Raw genomic sequence first — 19,837 nt, 5'->3', positions numbered from 1 at the left:
GGGCTTTAGGTGCTTTTTTTGAATTGGCTTATCGTCAGAAGCTTAAGTCCTCGATAGGGCGGCTGCGATGTCTGCAACTAGTTTCCTCGCAGCTGATTGATTTTGCAACTTAGTCGAAGTCATCATAAATATGGTTTCAAATATTATTAATGCCCATGTAAAAGCGGCACTGTTGAGTAACAGTGCCGCTTTTGTAAAGCCGGAGATGATTAAAAGGTCTATCTGAAACCCACCGCTGCTTGCCACACAAATGCTAGCAGCAAGAAAAAGACTGGGATAACCGGCAATACATCAACCAGCGGATCAAACAAGGAATAGGCTTCAGGCAGCTTGGCTAAGAGCAGTGCAGCTTCCATGATTTCAATAACCTCTTCAACACAGATCTCATAATTGCCATCAATCGTAACACGATAGCCAGTCCTGCCGATGAAACAGTCTATTGAAACAGTTGGCAAAGCGCGAACACCCTGACATTCTTATAGAGAGAGCGAAAAGAATGGCGAGAGTGCTGGAAGGGGAAGCGATCGCGTGCTGGATCTTAAGAACATTCGACAAAACTATGACCAAGTGGCTGCAATCCTCAATCGACGGGGTGGGGACTACGATTTGCAGCAGGTCATTGATCTCAGCGATCAACAGCGAGAGATTGAAGGTCAGCGATCGCAGCTCCAGGCCCGCAGTAATGAAATTGGTAAGACGGTTGGGCAAAAAATCCGTGAAGGTGCGATTCCCAAGGATGACGAGATTGTCGCCTTGCGGGAAGAGGGTAACCAGGTTAAGGCTCAATTAGGTGAGCTAGAGCCTAGAGAGAGGGAACTCAAGGCGGCAATTGAATCAATTTTGCTGGCGACGCCAAATCTTCCTAGCGAAACGACTCCGGTGGGTAAGGATGAATCTGAGAACGTTGAGGTCCGGCGTTGGGGCGATGAGTATCTACCTGAAAATAGCGACGCCCTTAAACCCCATTGGGAAGTTGGCGAGGCGCTAGGTATCTTGAACTTTGAGCGATCGGCGAAGATTGCACAAAGCCGTTTTGTCTCCCTCATTGGACTGGGGGCCGCTTTGGAAAGAGCACTCATCACTTACATGCTTGATCGCCATACCCGGCATGGCTATACCGAGGTGATGCCACCTTTTCTGGTGAATACCGCTTCTTTGACGGCATCAGGACAGCTCCCGAAGTTTGCTGAGGAAAGCTTTCAGTGTAAAAATGATGACCTTTGGCTGTCACCTACGGCGGAGGTGCCGGTGACCAATCTCCATCGTGACGAAATTTTGAATGCTGACGACCTGCCATTTCACTATTGCGCTTACACACCTTGCTTTCGCCGTGAGGCAGGCAGCTATGGTCGTGACACGCGCGGACTGATTCGTCTGCATCAGTTCAATAAAGTGGAAATGTATAAGTTCGTTCGACCTGAAACGTCAGAGGACGAGCATCAGGCTCTTGTCCAAGACGCGGAGGCTATCCTACAGGGATTACAGTTGCCGTACCGAGTGATTGAACTCTGCACAGGCGATCTGGGATTCTCGGCCAACAAAACCTACGATCTTGAAGTGTGGATGCCGTCTTCGGGAACCTACCGAGAAATTTCGAGCTGTTCCAACTGCGGCGATTTTCAAGCTCGACGCGCCAACATTCGCTTTAAGACGGCAGGGCAAAAGGGGACACGGTTTGTACATACCTTGAACGGCTCTGGGTTAGCGATCGGGCGCACGATGGCCGCTATTCTGGAGAATTACCAACAGTCAGACGGTTCAGTGAAAGTCCCTGAAGCCCTCCAGTCCTATCTCAACCGTGAATGGCTTTAGGAACTGCCATCCATTGGATGGCTTAGACTGGTGGACCGCTTGGGACTATCTTCATTCATCGCTATGACAGGGTAAAGCAGTGGTTGGAATCCCTGGTGAGCTTGCCCAGTTGAATTTACTCTTTACGCGGTGGGGTGAACCATCGTTTCTGGGTTGACGTGTTGGTCAAAGGCTTTGCCAGATAGAAACCCTAATGCGATACAGGCTTCCCGCAGGGTTGTGTTTTCAGCGTAGGCTTTCTTGGCGACTTGAGCCGCTTTGTCATAGCCGATCGCTGGGTTCAGGGCTGTTACTAGCATCAAGGACTGGTCCAGAAACTGCTGAATCTGATCGCGATTGGGGGACAGTCCCACAACGAGGTGCTCTGTGAAGCTGCGGCTGGCGTCTGATAGTAGGCGGATGGAATGCAGCAGATTGTGAATCATGACGGGCTTAAAGACGTTGAGTTCGAAATTGCCTTGGCTGCCAGCAAAGGCGATCGCGGCATCGTTTCCGACCACTTGCACACAAACCATTGTCAGGGCCTCGCATTGAGTCGGATTAACTTTGCCTGGCATGATGGAGGAACCGGGTTCATTAGCGGGGAGGCGGAGTTCGCCTAGCCCACAGCGAGGTCCTGAGCCGAGCCAGCGCAGGTCGTTGGCAATTTTCATGAGGGCGATCGCCAATGTTTTCAGAGCACCACTGGCAGCGACAATTGCATCGTGGGCGGCAAGGGCGGCAAACTTGTTGGGAGCCGTCACGAAAGGCAGCTGGGTGTAACGAGCAATCTCAGCAGCGACTTTCTCGGCAAAGTCAGGATGAGTGTTGAGTCCCGTTCCAACAGCGGTACCGCCTAACGCTAACTCATAGAGTTCAGGCAGACTTGCATCCATGCGGTGCAGTCCTTGCTTAAGCTGAGTTGCATAGCCGGAAAACTCCTGCCCTAAGGTCAGCGGTACGGCATCCATCAGATGGGTGCGCCCCATTTTGATGATCGTGCTGAAGGCGTCAGATTTTTCAGACAAGGCTGCCTGTAACTGCTGAACAGCGGGCAGAAGATGATGGGTGATTTGCTCGACAGCTGCAATGTGCATTGCAGTTGGGAAGGTATCGTTGGAGGATTGTCCCTGATTTACATGGTCGTTGGGATGAATCGGTGCTTTGCTGCCGAGGGTTCCTCCAGCTAGCTCAATCGCTCGGTTGGCGATGACCTCGTTGGCGTTCATATTGGTCTGGGTGCCGCTCCCGGTTTGCCACACTCGCAGCGGAAAGTGATCGTCGAGTTGGCCTGAAATGACCTCATCGGCAGCTTTCAGAATTAGCGCTGCTTTGTTCACATCCAGCTGGCCTAGATCGCGATTTGTGACAGCCGCAGCCCGCTTGAGGATGCCAAAAGCTCGAATGATTTCACGCGGCATTCGATCAGGACCGATATCAAAGTAGTGTAGCGATCGCTGCGTCTGTGCGCCCCAATAGCGATCGCTGGGCACTTCAATCGACCCCATGCTGTCTGTTTCAACTCGAATGCTCATGACCGTGTAGCCACCGTTTCTGGACTAAGGCAATAGTAGACGGAATCCTCGCTTCAAGCCGGTCACCTCACCGTCTACATCAGTCCATATCAATCCAAAGCATGACGATACTCAGCCAGGAGTTGGGGCAGGTAGTCGTAGCCGTCAACGCCGATTTGCTTGAGAAAGGCAGCCCGGTAGGCCGCCAATGCTGCATCAAATGCGTCGGGTCCTATTTGTCCCCGCAGGATGCTGAGGGTCCCGGCAGGCTGATGCCATTGACTGGAGTTGATTTGCCAGAGCAGATACATTCCCATCGCTCCGCAGAAGACGGCCATTTCAGTATTCTCCAGATGTTGATAGGCGATCGCTAAATACCCATAGTTCACCCCTTGCAAAAATACATCGCCGATTGCCTGAGCAATCTGTAACCCTTTTTCTAAGGCTGGAATCGCCTGGTCGTAGTGGCGCAACATCACTTGAGCCACACCAAGACTGTTGGCACAGAGGGCTTCGCTGGGGCGGTCCTGCACCTGTTCGGTGAGCGTTAGTCCTTGCTCTAGGTAGGTCAGCACAGATTCGATTTGATCGGGATCAACGGCTTGCTCTTGGGCGCGGGAGATTTCGCTGTAGCCAAAGTTTGCTAAAGCATTCGCTTCCCCAATGCGATCGCCCGCCTGCCGAGAGAGAATCAGTGCTCGCTGACTGTGGGCGATCGCAGCCTCAAAATCTGCTTCCATGACAGCCGTTCGACTCAGATGGTTGAGGTTAGCAATCTCGCAGCGCTGATCATTGACTTCGCGAGCGCTGTCCAATGCTCGCTCGTGGAACTGACGGGCTAAATCGTACTGTCCTAAGGCCCTTTGAGAATATCCCAGCAAAGTGAGGATGCGAGCTTTGGTATCCGTATTAGGCACTTCCCTTAGAGGACGATCAAGATATTCCAGCAAACTACGAAGAGGTTCACCGGATAGCGCTGTAAATAGGCCGCCATAGAGTGGAAAGTAGCTCTGTTGGGCAAACTGCCGCAATCCCTGTAGCACCATTTGAAAACAACCTTCCACTAGAAGCGGTTGTTTTAATTCGTTGAAGCGCTCAGAAAGCTGACTCCACACTACTGCAAAGGTTAAAAAGGTTGAGATTGACAGCCGCTTACCTGCTTTTGTGTCGTAGGGCTGCTTATCAAACCAGGCGACTAAGCCTAACTGTAATCGTTGGAGGGCGATCGCCATTTCAACCCACGTTCTCACCTCTAACGGAATCGGGACACCCGCAGCGGTAACGCTCTGATGTTCTGCCAAATCTGTGAAGATACGTTGAATACTGGTTGTTCCGACTTGTTTTGCCCAATAGGGCCAAGGTCCCTGAGAATCCGCACTCCCAAAACCAATAGAGCGCTGGGCCTGATCATAAACCCAGCTAATCACGTGTCCTTCTAGTTGCTGCCAAGTCGCCAACCCTTGAGTCAGTCCGGCAGACAACTCCTGTAAACTCGGCGCAGCGGTTGCCTCGGTTTCTAGCTGGCGTAACTGCTGTGCCAGAGTCTTGATCTGATCGCGGTTTAGATGGTCAGGCTGGTTGGGGTCGAGAACCTGAAGCAGTGCCGATAAGCGGTCTTGGCTCTGGGTGCGAATGAGGTTCGCGATCGCCCCTGACAACACCGCTGTACTTTGGTTTTCTTTTTGCCAACGATCGAACTCGCCGTGAATGGTTTTGAGTGCCCGCTGGCGACGGGTTGCCTTGGCCTGTTGCAGTGCGTCCGTTTCATTAGTCAGCACCGTTTCTACGGCGCTGATTTGTCTGTCTAAACAATCCGCAAAATCGCCTCCTTCCTGGGGTTCAATATCTGACTGCAACATTTGGAAAACCTGCTCTTTGGAACGAATTTTTCCTTTTAGGGTTAGGGCAATGATGCTCTCAATCAGCTCTGAATAGCGGTCTGCGGGAGTAGGAGTGGCGTTTTGGTCAACCATGGCAGCAGTGTTATGAGGGGCAGGTGCGATCGCAATAGGACTTTTGAGGCATTGTAAGCAAAGCGATCATTAACTGCCAGATTGAGTGCAGTTACGATTAGTTTCCCGTGCAATAATGACATAGCTGTAGCAGACCTATTCGGTATCTACTCACTGATCCCTTTTGAAAGGTGCTGTTTGTGGCTGGGGTCCGCATCAACCTTTTGGACTAAATCCACACACAAAATTCATACAGATTAAGCTGTTCTACTGAGTAGCTATTAGAACTGGTTCGGTAGCGAACGTAACTGATACTTTAGATATGTCAGTTTTCTCATACGGCAGCCAAACGGTTTGTAATATCTAGGAAAGTTGATTAAAAGCGCAGGGTGGGCAGGAACAAACCAGCTTTTCGAAAGTGTTGGTTTCAGACGTGCATACTACCAACAATCCAGCTATAGCGGTTGTCAGTTCTGTGAGGACAAGACGGCGAGCCATTTTTCTATGGGCTAAGTCCCCGAATGCTCTTGGGTGCACAAGCCTAAAGGGTTGGGGCTATAGTTTGGGCCCTTGCGCGGCAAGAGCGAACCGTTTTCATCTTGCCTTTGATCTTCAGGAAATTGTCTGATGCTACCCATCCTCTCGTGAGTAGCGTTTCAAGATGCTTTCTCTGACCATTCAAGCGTCTTCCTTGTTCACGCAGCCAGGAAGTGTTTGCTGTTTTTGCTTAATTTAGTTTGTCGATTGGAGTCGAAGCCATGGTGTATGGAGCTGGAGCGGCCTCACTTGCGAATATAGCCACTGGTGACAACAATATTGACTCATTAATTGCGAACAATCGCTGGCACTCAACTGATATCACCTTCAGCTTTACCAATAATTTTTGGAATGATTATGAAGATGAGTCGGGTTATGCTGACAGCCAGACTCACAGTATTAGTTTCTCTCGGCTGAACTCTGCTCAGCAAACAATCGCCCGTAACTGGATGGCGATGTATGCCAATGTTTCTGGGTTGACTTTGACTGAATTAACCGGAGGCCGCGATCGCAATGCTGTTATCCGCATTGCTGAATCGAATAGTCCTCGTACTGCCTATGCTTATGGTCCAGGCACTTCCGTTCAGGCGGGTGATGTCTGGTTCAACCGTGTCGATTACAACGAGCCAGTGGTTGGCAATTTTGCCTACTACACCATCGGTCACGAAATTGGTCATGCTCTAGGGCTGGAGCATGGGCACGAAGCTAACGGCATTCGCGGTGTCGCTATGGATGCCGACCGCGACTCTATGGAATTTTCCATCATGACGTACCGCTCCTATGAAGGTGCGCCAACGGATTTTGTCTACAACGAAACGTGGGGTTATCCTCAGTCCCTGATGATGTATGACATTGCGGCCATCCAAGCGATGTATGGCGCAAATTTTGACTACAACGCCACGGACACGTTCTATCGCTTTTCTCCAACAACGGGCGAAATGTTTGTCAACGATGTGGGTCAGGGCACTCCCGGAGACAATCGGATCTTTCGCACTGTTTGGGACGGCAGTGGCATCGATACCTATGACTTTTTGAATTACACTACTGACCTCAATATCAACCTGGCACCGGGTCAATGGTCTGACCTCAATGTGGATGGTAATGCTCAACGAGCCCATCTTGGCGACGGCAACTATGCCCGGGGGCATCTATTCAATGCCTTGCAGTACAAGGGTGATTCCCGATCTTTTATCGAAAATGCTTATGGCGGCACTGGCGATGACCAGCTGCACGGTAACGCTGCGGGCAATTTTTTATGGGGTAACGCTGGGAATGATCGCCTTTATGGCTATGAAAGTAATGATCATCTCTACGGTAGCGCCGGTAATGATTGGATAGATGGTGGTTACGGTCTGGACGTCATGAATGGTGGCGAGGGTATTGATACTTTAGATACTCGCTTCTGGAATGACTCTTATGAGCTTGATATGCGAACGGGGGTGACTAACTTTGTCGGTGAGACTGCCCTGAATTTTGAGAATGTTTACACGGGGGCTGGGGATGACTATATTATCGGCACCGCTACCCGTAACTATATTCACACGGGGGGTGGCAATGATCGCCTTATTGGGGGTGGCGGCAACGACGTCCTCATTGGGGGAGATGGCAATGATGTCTTGGATGCCAGCGGCCTGAGCAATCCCAACGAGGTTGATTATCTGCTGGGTGGTGGTGGCGCTGATAACTTTGTTCTCCAAAATAACGGCAGCGTCTACCAAGGTCTGAGCCTAATTTTTGACTTCAATGTCTTGGAAGGCGATACTATCAGCCTGCCGGGTAGTGGCCCCAGCGCTTTTGTGAACAGGTTCGATTTCCAAGACGGTTTCTTCGGAGGTCTCTCAGGTTCCTATCTCGTCAACACCACTGCCAGCAATCCAGGTGGTCAAGTCGCATTCTTTCGATATAACGCTGCTGGCGGTATTGGTAATGAAGCCGCACTTGATACGTTGTTTAGTGGCGAATCCGCACCCATTGTGTAATGGGATGACGGATAAGGTGCAGGCTTATTGCGATCGCCCCATGGCTAATGCAGGGCGTAGAATTTCTGCAAGTGTCTCCAAAACGTCCTGCTGAACGGCGTTAATGAAGAAATGGTCGCCGGTGAACAAGATTGCTGAAAACTCTTTTTGGGTTTGCGTTTGCCAATCTTGTAGATCGTCGCAGCTGACATCGGGATCCTGTAATCCTCCTAAAACAGTCAGCGGTATTTCTAGCGGTGAACGGTTGGGGAGGTATTGATAGGTTTCTAACAGCGTGAAATCGCTTCTTAAAACGGGGAGAAAAAGCTGCTGAAATTCTTGGCTGTCGAGTAGCTCGCTAGGGGTCCCATTGAGCTGACGAATCTGTTCAATAAATTCGACTTTAGGTAAATCGTGAATGGGCGGTCTGACAGGCGGATTCTGAGGGGCAGCGTGACCTGACACGATAAGGTGGAAAGGGCGGTTGGGCGATCGCTGCATCTGCTGTGCTAACTCAAACGCAATCAGACCGCCCATACTATGGCCGAAAAAAGCGAACGGTTTGTCGAGGTATGGCGGCAAAACATCCAATAGAGCTTGAACCAAAGCAACTAGGTCTGTGAAAGGAGCCTCTCTGAAACGGCTGCCTCGCCCAGGCAATTCCACAGCCACAACCTCAATCTCATCGGGCAGGTACTTAGGCCAAGTGCGAAAAATCTGGGAACTTCCTCCTGCGTAAGGAAAGCAAAATAAACGACTCGTTGCCTTTGCAGAAGTATTGAAGGATTTTAGCCAAGGAGTTTGCATAATTGAAAGCAATAGAGAACAAGACATCTCACGTACAGCATTCGCGTCAGTTTCGCTGGGATAGGTTCAGCAATTCTTCTGGAAAATTGAGCTATTCCCCTCATTCACAACCTATTTCAACAATCAGTTTCCGGAATTTTCCGTCTCAATCCGGTCAGGGTTGAATTCAGCAAATCCCCTTGAGAAACGTTAGATTGACAATCTAAGCTACACTTTTAGAGTGGTCAATTGGATAGTCGCAGCAATTTTCTTGGTTTTTCAACACTCTGTCTTCAGACATTATCTAAGGTATTTAAAATCCATAGGGTAAACACCAAGCCGAAGAAATGAGCTAGCAGAATATTGATACTGGCCTGAATCACGAAGATATCAAGTGGTTGCACGAACTGACTCACGCTGCCCGGAACGCCAAGCACCGCTCCTGTCGGTTGAGAAAGTGCCTTGGCGAGCAGTGCGCCGACGATCGCCCCAGAACCGAGTAGGGTGATAAACATTCCCCCTAAGCTGACGAAGAGACCCAGTCGCAAAATGCGAATCGCCGCTTTGGGTTTGGGACGATTGGCCTCATTTTTGCTGCGGAGCTGTCGTCCCATGCGAGTGTAGCGATAGGCCCAAAATGCGCTAACAAAAACGCCGACTTGCCCGATCGCTGTGAAGAAAAGTCCTGTTCCAGCCCCTGGATTGGTTTGGGTGCTATTCGCTCTAGCCGCGAGACTGGCGATCGCAAAAATAAGGGCCAGACTCGCAATCACGCCCAAAACCAGCTGTGTCCAAAAACTAATCCACCCAAATCGGCGAAAAGCCCCCGAAATGCGGCGAATAGCGGGCGGTAAAGAGTACTGAAGTTCTCCAGACATGGGATATAGCGTATCAACTCGTGAAAGGCAGAAGGATGAGGGTAAAGGACTGATGTGATTCTAGACTACTCGCTTACTTATCCTCCGGTTTTGCTGCTAAGCGGCACAATAGTTATAGTTTTGGTCAATCTTTAACTCAAAAGCTCGTGATAGGGCTGGGTCACTTGCGGTAAAACAAGCCAACAAGGTTGAATGATGGGATGAGTTATGGCAAAGGCCACCGCCCGATGCGGTAATTAGCGTGAAGGAGAAACCGAGATGTCACGTCCTTTTGACCGTTACACCGACCAAATTCTCGATTTGGTCAACCAATATCGCGATCGCGTCGATTTTCTGGCGGTTCGGCTTGAGGAATCTGAGGGCACCGACATTCTTCTACGCGGCAGCAAAGTCGAAACGCTTAGCGAAGGCATTTCGTTGGGGGGGCAAGTGAGGGTCTGTCATCGGGGAGGTTGGGGATTCGCCAGCTTCAATGAGCTAGAAGGACTGGCAAAACATATTGAAGGCGCTATCCTGGCGGCTCAGTTGGTGGGCGATGACGAAACGCTGCTAGCGGCGATCGACCCAATTCAGACCTGCTACCACTTCGCGATGACCGGTAGCAGCCCACGGGACATTTCTCTGACCCAGAAAAAAGATCTCTGTACTCACTACGATGACATTCTGCAAAGCGTAGACGATCGCATTGCTACCACCTCAGTCCACTACAACGACGTCACTCAGCACATTCTGCTTGTCACGTCGGAGGGCACTCAAATTGAGCAGAGCTGGTCAGACATGGAAATTCGTCTAGCGGCAACTGCTCGAAACGGGGAAACGGTGCAAACTGGGCGGGAAACCAACGGCTCACGCAACGCCTTTGAAGATCTGGAGAATCTCGACGATCAGGTTCGCAATGCGGCTCAGAGAGCCATTGCTGCGTTAGCACTGCCGCCAGTGAAAGGCAAAACCTATCAAGTGGTTATTGATCCCATCCTGACGGGATTGTTCGTTCATGAAGCTTTTGGTCACCTATCTGAGGCAGACATGGCCTATGAGAATCCCGACCTGCTAGAGGTGATGACCCTAGGGAGGCGATTTGGTCCCAGCAGCTTGCAGATTTTTGATGGTGCCTCCCTAACGGGGCATCGTGGCAGCTATGAATATGACGACGAAGGTGTGCCCGCAACCACAACGCAGTTGATTCAAGACGGAGTTTTAGTGGGCAGACTCCACTCTCGCGAAACCGCAGGAAAGCTGGACGAGAAGCCCACTGGAAATGCTCGCTGTCTCAGCTACCACTATCCCCCTTTAGTTCGCATGACCAATACTTGGATTGGTAGAGGCGATACTCCTGCTGCTGACTTATTTTCGGGTATCAAAGAAGGGGTCTATGCCAAGAACTGGCTGGGCGGCATGACCAATGGCGAAATGTTCACGTTTACGGCAGGGGAAGCCTGGATGATTCGCAACGGAGAGTTAGCTGAGCCCGTGCGCGACGTTACTCTTTCTGGCAATGTTTTTCGCACGCTGGCAGACATTGAAGGTATTGGTGATGATTTTGATTGGGATGAATCGGGCGGCTGTGGCAAGGGTGGACAAAGTGGTCTGCCTGTGGGCTGTGGTGGTCCCAGCCTTCGTATTCGCAACGTCGTTGTAGGCGGGGAGGCTTAGAAGCCGTTGCTGCGACTCTCTCAGGGACAGCTGACGCTGCTGGAGTATTGTCCCCGCCGATTCCAGCACACCATTCTAGAGTCGCTGTCGGTCCCAGCTTCTCCCGCTCTCATGGAAGGGCAAAAATGGGGCGATCGCTTCCACCTGCTCATGCAGCAGCGGGAAATGGGGCTGCCGATTGATCCGGTCCTTTCCCATGATGAGGAGCTGCAAACCTGCCTGCAAAAACTTATTGCCAAAGCTCCCGAACTCTTTGACACCAGGGGAGAAACCTTTCGCCAAAGCGAGCACGAGCGATCGCTCACATTCAATAACTATTGGTTCACTGTTGTCTATGACCTGCTGCGGCAGTGGGACGACCACGCCGAGATTATTGATTGGAAGACCTATCTCCGACCTCGCAGCCTGCCATTCTTACAGCAAGACTGGCAAACTCGCCTCTACCTTTACGTCTTAGTTGAATCCACAAACTACGTCCCCAGCCAAGTCTCCATGACCTACTGGTTCGTCCGAGCTGAGACCCCCAACGCACAAACCCAAGATCCACAGAAAGTCTACATTCCCTACTCAAACGCTATCCATCAGCAGACGTCTCAGGACATCGAACGACTGACCCATCAGCTCACGCAGCTACTCGAATCCAACAAACCCTTTCCCCAAGTCCCTTTGGACAGCCCCCGCTGTGATGCCTGTCCCTTTGCTATCCGATGTCAGCGAGGAGAAGCGCGATCGTCCGACAGCATTAAACTTCCCAGCCTAGACGAAATCGAAGAAATCGCGATTTAGGCATTGCTCTTTCAGACTATTGAAAGAAGAACGGAACTTTGCAAAAGTGCGCCCTTGATTTCCCCAACAAGAAACCTCTTCCGCGAGGTCCAGGACAGCGGATTTGTCCTGGTCGATGGGGTTTGGGGGCAATCGAAATGCCCCCAAGCAACCCTTAAATCCCATCTCCAACCGCTTCGCCTTACGACCCCATACCTCCAAAGGACGACCTCTCTCAAGGTCCAGAACTTAGGAAGACCATTCAGCCTTTGCCTTAATCCTCCGGCAACACCCACTTCGGCGGTTGAGACGCCCGTTCCATAATCTTTCGGCGGACAGCTTCGTCAGCCATCGATAGCATCTGATCCAAAGAAGTCTCCTCAATAAACTTAGATGCCTGCTCCTTGTACTCCAAGTTGGGGCACTTATCACCCAGAACGCAGCCTTCCTTACAGACCTCAGCGCAATTAACAGTTTCCATGTTCTCTTCTCAATGTCGCTATTGAATGACAAGACAGACTCAAGACCTCCACGGTTTTGCAGTCTAGACATAGACCAAACCTGGCCGTCTTGTCTACACAGATCTTAAAGGATATGCCGCGAGCACATTTTGAGCAAAGCAGTGGAATGACCGAACTGCTGGAGACAGGTTAGTCGTGTTGCTTAGGTACAGTCTGAAGGGAGGGAAGAGTAAGGAATGAATTTTAAGTTCTCAGTTTTGAGTTTTGAATGATTGAGTCATCGGCGAATCCAAAGTTCAAAGTTGATACTTAAATACGTTCCCGTTCCTAAGGAGTGGGGAGTGGGAGGGAGTAGGAAGTGGGGTGGGGGGTGTAATCGCTGTAAGCTTTATTAAAATTGGGTCTTCTAAACTGAGTAGCAAGGAACTGGACTGCCTAAATAGGAGATTGCCAAAGCGTGAATTGGACTCGACTGGCTGCTGCTGTTGGAATAGGGCTATTGAGTGGCTGCACGCTGAAGACCTCGTTGGAGTTACCTGTAGAGCCACAAATAGGAACAGCTGAGTCTGATGTGTCTGCGGAAGCGTTGGTGCAGCCTACTTCTGAGGTTCAAGCTACCGAACTCACCTATAGCACCCATACGCTTACTCATAGCCTGGTCCATGTGGTAACCGTGCCACCTGACGGAGGTTTCCAAGTGGGGGTTGCGATGACAGATGCGCTCATGACGCTGCGGGATATGGCTGAGCGAGACGGTGCGATCGCAGCCATCAACGCTGGATTCTTTGATCCTCAAAATGGCCTCACAACCTCCTACATCACCCTTGCCGGCACTATCGTGGCAGACCCCCATGACAATCGTCGCCTCATCGACAACCCAGATTTGCAACCTTACCTGTCCAGCATTTTGAACCGCTCTGAGTTCCGCATTTACACCTGTGGAGACGCTACCCGTTATGACATCGCGTTTCATGATGCTTCCGTGCCCAGTGACTGCGTTTTGGCAGACGCGATTGGCGCAGGTCCTCAACTGCTTCCCTCAATGACAGGATATGAGGAGGGGTTTCTAGATAGGAATGACTCCGGTGAGGTGGTTAGAGATGTTTTGGGGAGTCGGACTCCCAACGCTCGCTCAGCTATTGGCATTAAGCCAGACGGTAGCGTGGTGCTAGCGATCGCCGCCCAATTCCCCACCGCAGACGCTCCCAGCGGCCTTAATCTTCAAGGCATGGCAGACTTTCTCGCTAGTTTGGGGGTTGAGAAGGCCCTCAATCTAGATGGCGGCAGCTCCACAGGTCTTTATTTCGACGGCACGACCTATCTGGGTCGTTTGGACGCCGAGGGAAACGAGATCGAACGCCCTATCAAGTCAATACTTTTCGTCTCTCGTCCTTGAAATGCGATCCTATTGTTAACATCTCCCCACCACAATTCATCTCTAGCTGGGTGCGGTAGCCTAGAAGCAAAAGCGTTTAATCTGACTGCAAGCCATGACTGCAAGCGTTGACTTTGAGCAAGATCCGATGGTCTATCAAGGGCAGTTCGGGCCGTTCACCATAGAACCGCACGATCGCCAAGAGGTTGTTGTCTATCGAGTTGGGTTGGCGATCGCCGCCTTGAGCTTTACGCTAGGCACCGTCGGTATTCTCTGGCGAGGCGACCTACCTTGGGTCGTTCAGAGTATCAGCGTGCTCTACACTGTGTTTTGGTTAGCACTCGGATTGAGTCTACTCAAAATTCATATTTACCTCCGTCCTCTGCATCGACTTCTCCAAGTCCTCTGGCTCATTGGGGGAGTGGCATCTCTGGCGATCGCTCATTTCTCACCTCAGCCGTTTGCGGTCACCCTCTATGAACAGCCGCAGTCTTTATGGGGCGTTGGGTTCACCTTTGCTGCCTTGACAGGCATCTATTTCAAGGAGGCTTTCTGTTTCAACCGTTTAGAGACGAAAGTCCTGACGCCCATCGTGCCGTTTCTACTGTTGGGACATCTGTTTGGTTTTCTGCCAGACCCTTGGAAAGTCATCTTGCTGGCTGTCTGGGCCATTAACTTTGCTGTTTTCGCCCTGCGTAAAGTGATCCAGCCGATTCCTCCTGATATTGGTGACAAGAGTGTATTTGACTATTTAGAACAGCAGCGCCAACAGGCTTCCACAGCGTCCTGATCCTCTGATACATGCTCAAGTCCCGTCGGGCATCCTAGAGCGTCAGGGTTGGCCTTTGGGGGGTGTCACGATTGGAAGAAAGGGTCTTTTGGTTTGCCTGGAGCCAAGTTCGCGGATTGGGGCCAATCTTGCAAAAGCGGCTAGCGACTCACTTCGGATCTTTAGCTGCTGCATGGGAAGCTGCACCGGAGCAGCTGGAGCAAGTGGAGGGCATTGGGGTTAGATTAGCGCAGGCGATCGCCCAGCATCGCCGGACAGTCAACCTCACTGAAATACTTGAGCAAGAGAGTCCTTTTTTGACACCTGCGGATGATGCTTATCCGGAGCTGCTGTACGACATTCCAGATCCGCCTCCCGTGTTGTACTATCACGGCGATGTCAGCTTGCTCTCCGCCTGTCAGCACTTGCCTGGGGTGGGAGTTGTGGGGACCCGGGTTCCATCGGACTATGGGAAACGCTGGACGCGACGCATTACGAGGACAATCAGTCGGGCTGGGTTTTTAATTATTTCGGGGTTGGCTGCGGGAATTGACCGAGAAGCCCACCGGAGCTGTCTGGAGGAGAATGGGCAGACAATCGCGGTACTGGGGACCGGAGTTAACATTGCGTATCCCTACCGCAATCGCGACCTGCAACAAGCGATCGCGCGTTCCGGCCTGTTACTCAGCGAACATCCTCCGGGTACTCAGCCTGAGCGTATTCACTTTCCCCGCCGCAATCGCATCATTGCAGGCTTGAGCCGAGCAACCTTGGTGATGGAGGCCCCTCTAAAATCCGGGGCGCTCATCACGGCTCGACTTGCGAATGACTATGGACGCGATGTGTTTGCCTTACCAGGAACGCTTGATAATCAGTGCTGCTACGGCTGTTTGGAGCTTCTCAGTCAGGGCGCTCAGATTGTCCTTGATGAGAATACTCTAATTACCGCGTTAGGTAAGATTCCGGTGATCCAGGTATCGTCAACTCCTGAGCTGCCAGAGCTGGAGCCTCATCTGCTGGAGGTGTTTCAGGCACTGGGGATGGAGGCGCGATCGCTGGATGCGATCGTCCAGCAGGTCAGCGATCAGTCTACTGGGGATATTTTGAGTGCCCTCACGCACCTTGAATTGATGGGTCTCGTTAGCAGCGTACCAGGAACCCAACAGTACCAGCGCTGTTAGGATGACGTTTCTGCTGAAGGGGTGAGGGGGCGGGCGTTAGCCAATTGCGCTCTGTGGCTGCTTCAAATACTGTAGGCGCTGCTTTGCCCGATAATAATTAGACCAATCGTCCTGGACTTGAAATGTTTCAATGGCGGCTTCGAGATCGGCGATCGCCCCTGCACTATCCCCTAGCCGCTGCTTACTCAGACTTCGATTGAGATATGTCTCTGCCTGTGCAGGATCAAGCATCAGGGCCTGGTCAAAATCTTCGAGCGCAGCCCCATAGTCTCCTCGGTGATGACAAATACAGCCTCGATTGAAGTAAGCTCGTGGGTCTTCTGAATCCAAAGCGATCGCTTTGTCTAAGATGACGAGCGCAACATCAGTCTGAGCCGTTGCGAGGTAAGCCACACCTAAATCGTTGTACAGGTTAGATAGCTCGATTCTATTGAGATCAGCCGAATAGGATAGAGCAATGTTGTAGTTGTGGATAGCTTCACCAATATTGCTCTGAGCAAATTGAGCCAGTCCGCTGTTGTAATAGGCTCGTGCGTCTTGAGGATGTTTTTCTAAATGTTGAGCAAAGTCCGATATTGCTGATTCGTATTGAGCTAACCAATATCTAGCTAAGCCACGGTAGAAGTAAGCTTTGGGATAATCAGAATTGAGATTTAGGGCAGTGGAACAATCTTGCTCGGCTAGCTGCGGAGTGTTCAACAGTAAATAGGCCAGACAGCGGCTACCGTAGACCTTATCCAGGTTCTCAGATTGCTGAGTCGCTTTGGTGAGATATTCAATGGCGGTTGGGTATGACTGTTGTTGAAGGGCGTTTATCCCAGTTTGTAAGAAATCTGGAGCGGCGATCGCCGCTCCAGGGCAGGTTATTGCACCAAAAATGATTAAGAGGATAGCGAGAAACGACTGAGTCAAACGACCCGTAGTCCTACCAACCTGCTTCAGCTTGTCCAAGTACATAGGTTGCTACATCCTCAATGTCTTCGGGAGTTAACCGTCCGGCGAAGGCAGGCATAGCGTTTTTGCCGTTAGTCACCTGGGTTTTGATGGCTTCTAGAGAATTCATTTCATATTTCTCCAGAGCATCCAATTTCAGCGTCTTAGCTCCATTGACAACGTTGCCCCCACCGATATGACAGGCGGCACAATTGCTGGCAAAGATCTGCCCTCCGTGGGCACTATCAGCGGCCAAAACAGGTAGTGTGAATGCTACCCAACATAGGACGGCAGCACAGACTCCAACCCAAAACTTTTTCATTCAGTTCACCTTTCAACGAAATTAAAATATCCAGTAAGTGGAGAAATTAAGCTCCACTAACGGGAGATTTTACAGGACTCGATGGGATGCTCTAGGGGGTCAATCCATAAAAGTTAACTATTCTAAAGGGGGATACTGGAAATACTCTGGAACCCAAAATTCTGGAATCATTCACAATAGGGACTGTCCTAACGCTGTATTGAGCTTTTATCTTGTCCTCCTTCACACTCCCTGAAACCGCTTTTGTTCATCCAGCAGGCGAGAACCGCAGATCGGTTGAAGCCCTGTTCTCCCAGGTCGTGACCCAGATTTTGGACTATTTGACTCAAGCGGCAGATGGCATGCCATTGCCAGACTTTGACGAGCTGCCCCAAGTCACGCTGTCAGAGACGTCCGTGGCAGTGGATGACCTGCTAACGGATCTGGCTAAGGTTCTTAAAACGGCGATGAATCCAGCCCATCCGGGCTATGTGGGGCATATGGACCCGATGCCGACAACGATGTCCATTCTGGGAGATTGGGTCGTGGCGGCGCTCAATAACAACATGCTGAGCGTGGAAATGTCGCCGTTCTTTTCTCGGTTGGAACCTCTGCTGTTGAGAGAGATTGCACAGCTATTTGGCTTGGGCGATCGCGCTGGTGGCGTTCTGGTGAGCGGTGGCAGCTTGGCTAATCTCCAGGCACTAGCAGTAGCCCGCAATGTCAAGCTGGACTGCCTTAAAGCGGGCATTGCGCGTCAAGAGAAGCCACCTGTTTTCTTTATGTCTGAAGTCGCTCATACTTCCATCAAGAAGGCGGCAATGCTGCTGGGACTGGGGATTGATGGGGCGATTCCCATTCCAACAAATGACCATTCTCAAATGGATAGTCAAGCTTTGAAGGCTGCGATCGCCCAGGCTGAGCAAGCGGGACAAAATCCGTTCGCTGTCGTTGCTACAGCGGGCACGACTGTCACTGGCAACATTGATCCACTGCGGGAAGTGGGTGCGATCGCCCAGGCTCATAACCTTTGGTTCCATGTTGATGCGGCCTATGGGGGGGCACTCATGTTTTCAGATCAGTATTGCGATCGCCTGCAGGGGATTCAGCAGGCGGACTCCGTTACCTTCAATCCACAAAAATGGCTGTATGTTACTAAGACCTGCGCTTCGGTTCTCTTTCGTAACATGGCGCATCTGCGGCATCATTTTCAGGTTGTGGCTCCCTATATGAATACCGAGCAGGACTGGGTTAATTTGGGGGAAATTTCAGTCCAGGGTACTCGCCATGCCGACGTGCTGAAGCTTTGGCTTTCGCTACAGCATTTGGGTAAGCAGGGATATCAGGAGCTCATTGCGGCCAACTATGCCTTAACAGACCATTTTGTCAAAGCGGTTGGCGCGCGCGCTTATTTGCGACTCATTAGCCAGCCGGAGATGAATCTGATCTGCTTTTCCGGCTGTCCTGATTGGCTGTCTGAAAACCAATGGACTGTCTGGAATCACGATCTACAAGCTTATTTGCGGAAGCAAGCGATCGCTTTTTTGTCGTTGCCGACATACCAAGGACGAAGCTGTTTGAAGGCTGTGCTTCTCAATCCCTACACAACTCCAGCAGATATTGATGGCATGTTTGAGGCCATTGATCGGTTTGCTGACAGCTCAAGAGCGGATTGACTGATGTCTGTGCTTATCTGCCTTAATTTTGTAGAGCTTTGCTCTTCTCGCAGAGTATTCTCAATTTTAAACTTGAATTCCGCGCAGCGGTACTGGGACTGAAGTTAACTAACCCTGGCGCTATCAAAATGACACAATAGATTGACCTTACCGCTAAGTTGACTGGAATGAACCCTGACGTCACTGTAGTCCCTCTTCTAGAACTTGCATCGGGAGATTCGCTATCGCTTCAGGTCTATCGGTTTGTAGGGTCACAACCGGGGAAGATTGTTTATGTTCAGTCCAATCTGCATGGCGCGGAGCTAGCGGGCAATGTCGTTATTCATCGTTTGTTGAGCTACTTGACCGCGCTGGATCAAACACACCTCCGTGGTGAAATTCGACTGGTCCCTGTGTGTAATCCTATTGGAGTCAATACCCGTGCTCATCATTTCGCCAGCGGACGGTTCAATCCCTACGATGGACAAGACTGGAACCGCATCTTTTGGGACTATGAGCAGGTGCACAAAGGCGCGCGATCGCTGGCAGAGAGACACCTTGGCAGCTCTGTCGAGACCATTCAACGGGCCTATCGCCAAGCGATTCTCCAAAGTTTTCAGGTAGAACTAGACGCTTTACAATCTCCGGTGGGGGTGCCGCTACATCAGCGATATCGGACGCGATTGCAGCAACAGGCGCTGGATGCTGACATGGTGATCGACCTGCACACTTCGGCCAATCAGGGCATGGTGTATACCTACTATTTTCGAGACCGCGAGTCCTCGATTCCCTATTTCGATCTCGACTTTGCTATCCAGCTCGATAAATTTGACGGCAATGCTTTCGACGAAACCTTTATCAATCCTTGGTTGGCGCTTGAAACGGCCTTTGCCGACATGGGGCGATCGCTCCAGTTTGACGTTGAGGCTTGGACTCTGGAACTGGGCAGCAGCATGGCGATCAATTCGGTCGCAGTGGAAAGAGGATTGAGGGGCATTCTAAACTATCTGCGATATCGCAAGGTGCTGGTTGATCGGGTACCGGAGTTCTGCAAACCGGTCCCTCTGTCGCGATCTAGCCGTTTGACTAAATATTTTGCAACCCGTGGCGGCTTTATTCAAAATCGGGTTCAGCCAGGGACTCGGATTCAACCGGGAGATTGGCTATACAGCTTGCTACGGCTTCGTAAAACTGGAGCAATGCCCGTTGAAGAAACCATTTGTGCTCAACAGGCAGGGCTTGTCTATGATGTGGGCTGGAACCAAGCTGTCAGCGAAGGAGAATATGTGCTGGCGGTGATGGACCCGGACCGTCATGGAGTGAGCTGA

17 protein-coding genes are annotated in these 19,837 nt (G+C 51.1%); 9 read left to right on the top strand and 8 right to left on the bottom strand.

What is annotated here, in order from left to right; genetic code table 11:
• Window positions 1–218: 218 nt before the first annotated feature.
• Entirely contained in the window at window positions 219–356 is a 138-nt protein-coding gene (locus PN498_RS05310) for a photosystem II reaction center protein K (RefSeq protein ID WP_039728401.1), read from the bottom strand.
• A 172-nt stretch (window positions 357–528) separates the two neighbouring features.
• Between PN498_RS05310 and serS the strand changes: the two genes are divergently transcribed.
• Entirely contained in the window at window positions 529–1,812 is a 1,284-nt protein-coding gene (gene serS / locus PN498_RS05305; RefSeq protein ID WP_272061676.1) for a serine--tRNA ligase, read from the top strand.
• 122 nt (window positions 1,813–1,934) lie between these two features.
• Here the strand turns inward: serS and fumC are convergent, their stop codons facing one another.
• Together fumC and PN498_RS05295 are read right to left on the bottom strand one after the other, a co-directional pair.
• The gene (gene fumC, locus PN498_RS05300) at window positions 1,935–3,326 is read right to left on the bottom strand and encodes a class II fumarate hydratase (RefSeq protein WP_272061675.1); all 1,392 of its coding nucleotides are present in this window, start codon (window positions 3,324–3,326) and stop codon (window positions 1,935–1,937) included.
• Window positions 3,327–3,415: 89 nt separating this feature from the next.
• The gene (locus PN498_RS05295) at window positions 3,416–5,278 is read right to left on the bottom strand and encodes a tetratricopeptide repeat protein (RefSeq protein ID WP_272061674.1); all 1,863 of its coding nucleotides are present in this window, start codon (window positions 5,276–5,278) and stop codon (window positions 3,416–3,418) included.
• A gap of 737 nt (window positions 5,279–6,015) precedes the next feature.
• On the opposite strand from PN498_RS05295, the gene PN498_RS05290 reads away from it, so the two are divergent.
• Window positions 6,016–7,773 (top strand): M10 family metallopeptidase, encoded by a 1,758-nt coding sequence (locus PN498_RS05290; RefSeq protein ID WP_272061673.1) that lies wholly within the window; start codon window positions 6,016–6,018, stop codon window positions 7,771–7,773.
• Window positions 7,774–7,797: 24 nt separating this feature from the next.
• On the opposite strand, the gene PN498_RS05285 is transcribed toward PN498_RS05290, so the two are convergent.
• Together PN498_RS05285 and PN498_RS05280 are read right to left on the bottom strand one after the other, a co-directional pair.
• Window positions 7,798–8,559, bottom strand: a complete 762-nt coding sequence (locus PN498_RS05285; RefSeq protein WP_272061672.1) for a thioesterase II family protein — start codon at window positions 8,557–8,559, stop codon at window positions 7,798–7,800.
• A 272-nt stretch (window positions 8,560–8,831) separates the two neighbouring features.
• Window positions 8,832–9,416 carry a DUF3611 family protein gene (locus tag PN498_RS05280; RefSeq protein ID WP_272061671.1) on the bottom strand — a complete coding sequence of 195 codons (585 nt, stop codon included), beginning with the start codon at window positions 9,414–9,416 and terminating at the stop codon, window positions 8,832–8,834.
• Window positions 9,417–9,674: 258 nt separating this feature from the next.
• Between PN498_RS05280 and PN498_RS05275 the strand changes: the two genes are divergently transcribed.
• A complete protein-coding gene (locus PN498_RS05275; protein ID WP_272061670.1) occupies window positions 9,675–11,069 on the top strand; it encodes a TldD/PmbA family protein in 1,395 nt (464 codons plus the stop codon).
• 6 nt (window positions 11,070–11,075) lie between these two features.
• On the top strand, window positions 11,076–11,855 hold the full coding sequence (locus PN498_RS05270; protein ID WP_272061668.1) for a PD-(D/E)XK nuclease family protein: 780 nt from the start codon (window positions 11,076–11,078) through the stop codon (window positions 11,853–11,855).
• Between the two features lie 253 nt (window positions 11,856–12,108).
• Here PN498_RS05270 and PN498_RS05265 read toward each other — a convergent pair whose 3' ends face one another.
• Window positions 12,109–12,315: a hypothetical protein gene (locus PN498_RS05265; protein WP_272061667.1), complete on the bottom strand. Its 207-nt coding sequence runs from the start codon at window positions 12,313–12,315 to the stop codon at window positions 12,109–12,111.
• A gap of 437 nt (window positions 12,316–12,752) precedes the next feature.
• Between PN498_RS05265 and PN498_RS05260 the strand changes: the two genes are divergently transcribed.
• The 3 genes from PN498_RS05260 to dprA all read left to right on the top strand — a co-directional run bounded on the left by PN498_RS05260 (window position 12,753) and on the right by dprA (window position 15,620).
• Window positions 12,753–13,691 (top strand): phosphodiester glycosidase family protein, encoded by a 939-nt coding sequence (locus PN498_RS05260; protein WP_272061666.1) that lies wholly within the window; start codon window positions 12,753–12,755, stop codon window positions 13,689–13,691.
• 94 nt (window positions 13,692–13,785) lie between these two features.
• Window positions 13,786–14,460 (top strand): DUF2301 domain-containing membrane protein, encoded by a 675-nt coding sequence (locus PN498_RS05255; protein WP_272061665.1) that lies wholly within the window; start codon window positions 13,786–13,788, stop codon window positions 14,458–14,460.
• Window positions 14,461–14,522: 62 nt separating this feature from the next.
• Window positions 14,523–15,620 carry a DNA-processing protein DprA gene (gene dprA, locus PN498_RS05250; RefSeq protein ID WP_272061664.1) on the top strand — a complete coding sequence of 366 codons (1,098 nt, stop codon included), beginning with the start codon at window positions 14,523–14,525 and terminating at the stop codon, window positions 15,618–15,620.
• A gap of 36 nt (window positions 15,621–15,656) precedes the next feature.
• Here dprA and PN498_RS05245 read toward each other — a convergent pair whose 3' ends face one another.
• Both PN498_RS05245 and petJ read right to left on the bottom strand, forming a co-directional pair.
• Window positions 15,657–16,577, bottom strand: coding sequence for a tetratricopeptide repeat protein (locus PN498_RS05245; RefSeq protein WP_272061663.1), 921 nt, complete (start codon window positions 16,575–16,577; stop codon window positions 15,657–15,659).
• Window positions 16,546–16,875 (bottom strand): cytochrome c6 PetJ, encoded by a 330-nt coding sequence (petJ, locus tag PN498_RS05240; RefSeq protein ID WP_272061661.1) that lies wholly within the window; start codon window positions 16,873–16,875, stop codon window positions 16,546–16,548. Before petJ ends, PN498_RS05245 begins: the two co-directional genes overlap by 32 nt.
• Before the next feature lie 212 nt (window positions 16,876–17,087).
• Between petJ and PN498_RS05235 the strand changes: the two genes are divergently transcribed.
• Both PN498_RS05235 and PN498_RS05230 read left to right on the top strand, forming a co-directional pair.
• Window positions 17,088–18,530 (top strand): pyridoxal phosphate-dependent decarboxylase family protein, encoded by a 1,443-nt coding sequence (locus tag PN498_RS05235; RefSeq protein ID WP_272061660.1) that lies wholly within the window; start codon window positions 17,088–17,090, stop codon window positions 18,528–18,530.
• Window positions 18,531–18,697: 167 nt separating this feature from the next.
• Window positions 18,698–19,837 carry a succinylglutamate desuccinylase/aspartoacylase domain-containing protein gene (locus tag PN498_RS05230; protein ID WP_272061659.1) on the top strand — a complete coding sequence of 380 codons (1,140 nt, stop codon included), beginning with the start codon at window positions 18,698–18,700 and terminating at the stop codon, window positions 19,835–19,837.

The organism is Oscillatoria sp. CS-180, assembly GCF_028330965.1.
GTDB lineage: Bacteria > Cyanobacteriota > Cyanobacteriia > Phormidesmidales > Phormidesmidaceae > Halomicronema.
Note: the sequence above shows the minus strand (reverse complement) of the source record. Positions and strands in the feature narration are given on the sequence as shown.

Bases quoted from the DNA above. Each gene is read 5' to 3' on its own strand.
- PN498_RS05255 (WP_272061665.1), top strand. From the start codon at position 13,786: ATGACTGCAAGCGTTGACTTTGAGCAAGATCCGATGGTCTATCAAGGG.
- petJ (WP_272061661.1), bottom strand. From the start codon at position 16,875: ATGAAAAAGTTTTGGGTTGGAGTCTGTGCTGCCGTCCTATGTTGGGTA.
- PN498_RS05290 (WP_272061673.1), top strand. From the start codon at position 6,016: ATGGTGTATGGAGCTGGAGCGGCCTCACTTGCGAATATAGCCACTGGT.
- PN498_RS05265 (WP_272061667.1), bottom strand. From the start codon at position 12,315: ATGGAAACTGTTAATTGCGCTGAGGTCTGTAAGGAAGGCTGCGTTCTG.
- PN498_RS05285 (WP_272061672.1), bottom strand. From the start codon at position 8,559: ATGCAAACTCCTTGGCTAAAATCCTTCAATACTTCTGCAAAGGCAACG.
- PN498_RS05275 (WP_272061670.1), top strand. From the start codon at position 9,675: ATGTCACGTCCTTTTGACCGTTACACCGACCAAATTCTCGATTTGGTC.
- fumC (WP_272061675.1), bottom strand. From the start codon at position 3,326: ATGAGCATTCGAGTTGAAACAGACAGCATGGGGTCGATTGAAGTGCCC.
- PN498_RS05280 (WP_272061671.1), bottom strand. From the start codon at position 9,416: ATGTCTGGAGAACTTCAGTACTCTTTACCGCCCGCTATTCGCCGCATT.
- PN498_RS05295 (WP_272061674.1), bottom strand. From the start codon at position 5,278: ATGGTTGACCAAAACGCCACTCCTACTCCCGCAGACCGCTATTCAGAG.
- PN498_RS05245 (WP_272061663.1), bottom strand. From the start codon at position 16,577: ATGTACTTGGACAAGCTGAAGCAGGTTGGTAGGACTACGGGTCGTTTG.
- PN498_RS05230 (WP_272061659.1), top strand. From the start codon at position 18,698: ATGAACCCTGACGTCACTGTAGTCCCTCTTCTAGAACTTGCATCGGGA.
- PN498_RS05310 (WP_039728401.1), bottom strand. From the start codon at position 356: ATGGAAGCTGCACTGCTCTTAGCCAAGCTGCCTGAAGCCTATTCCTTG.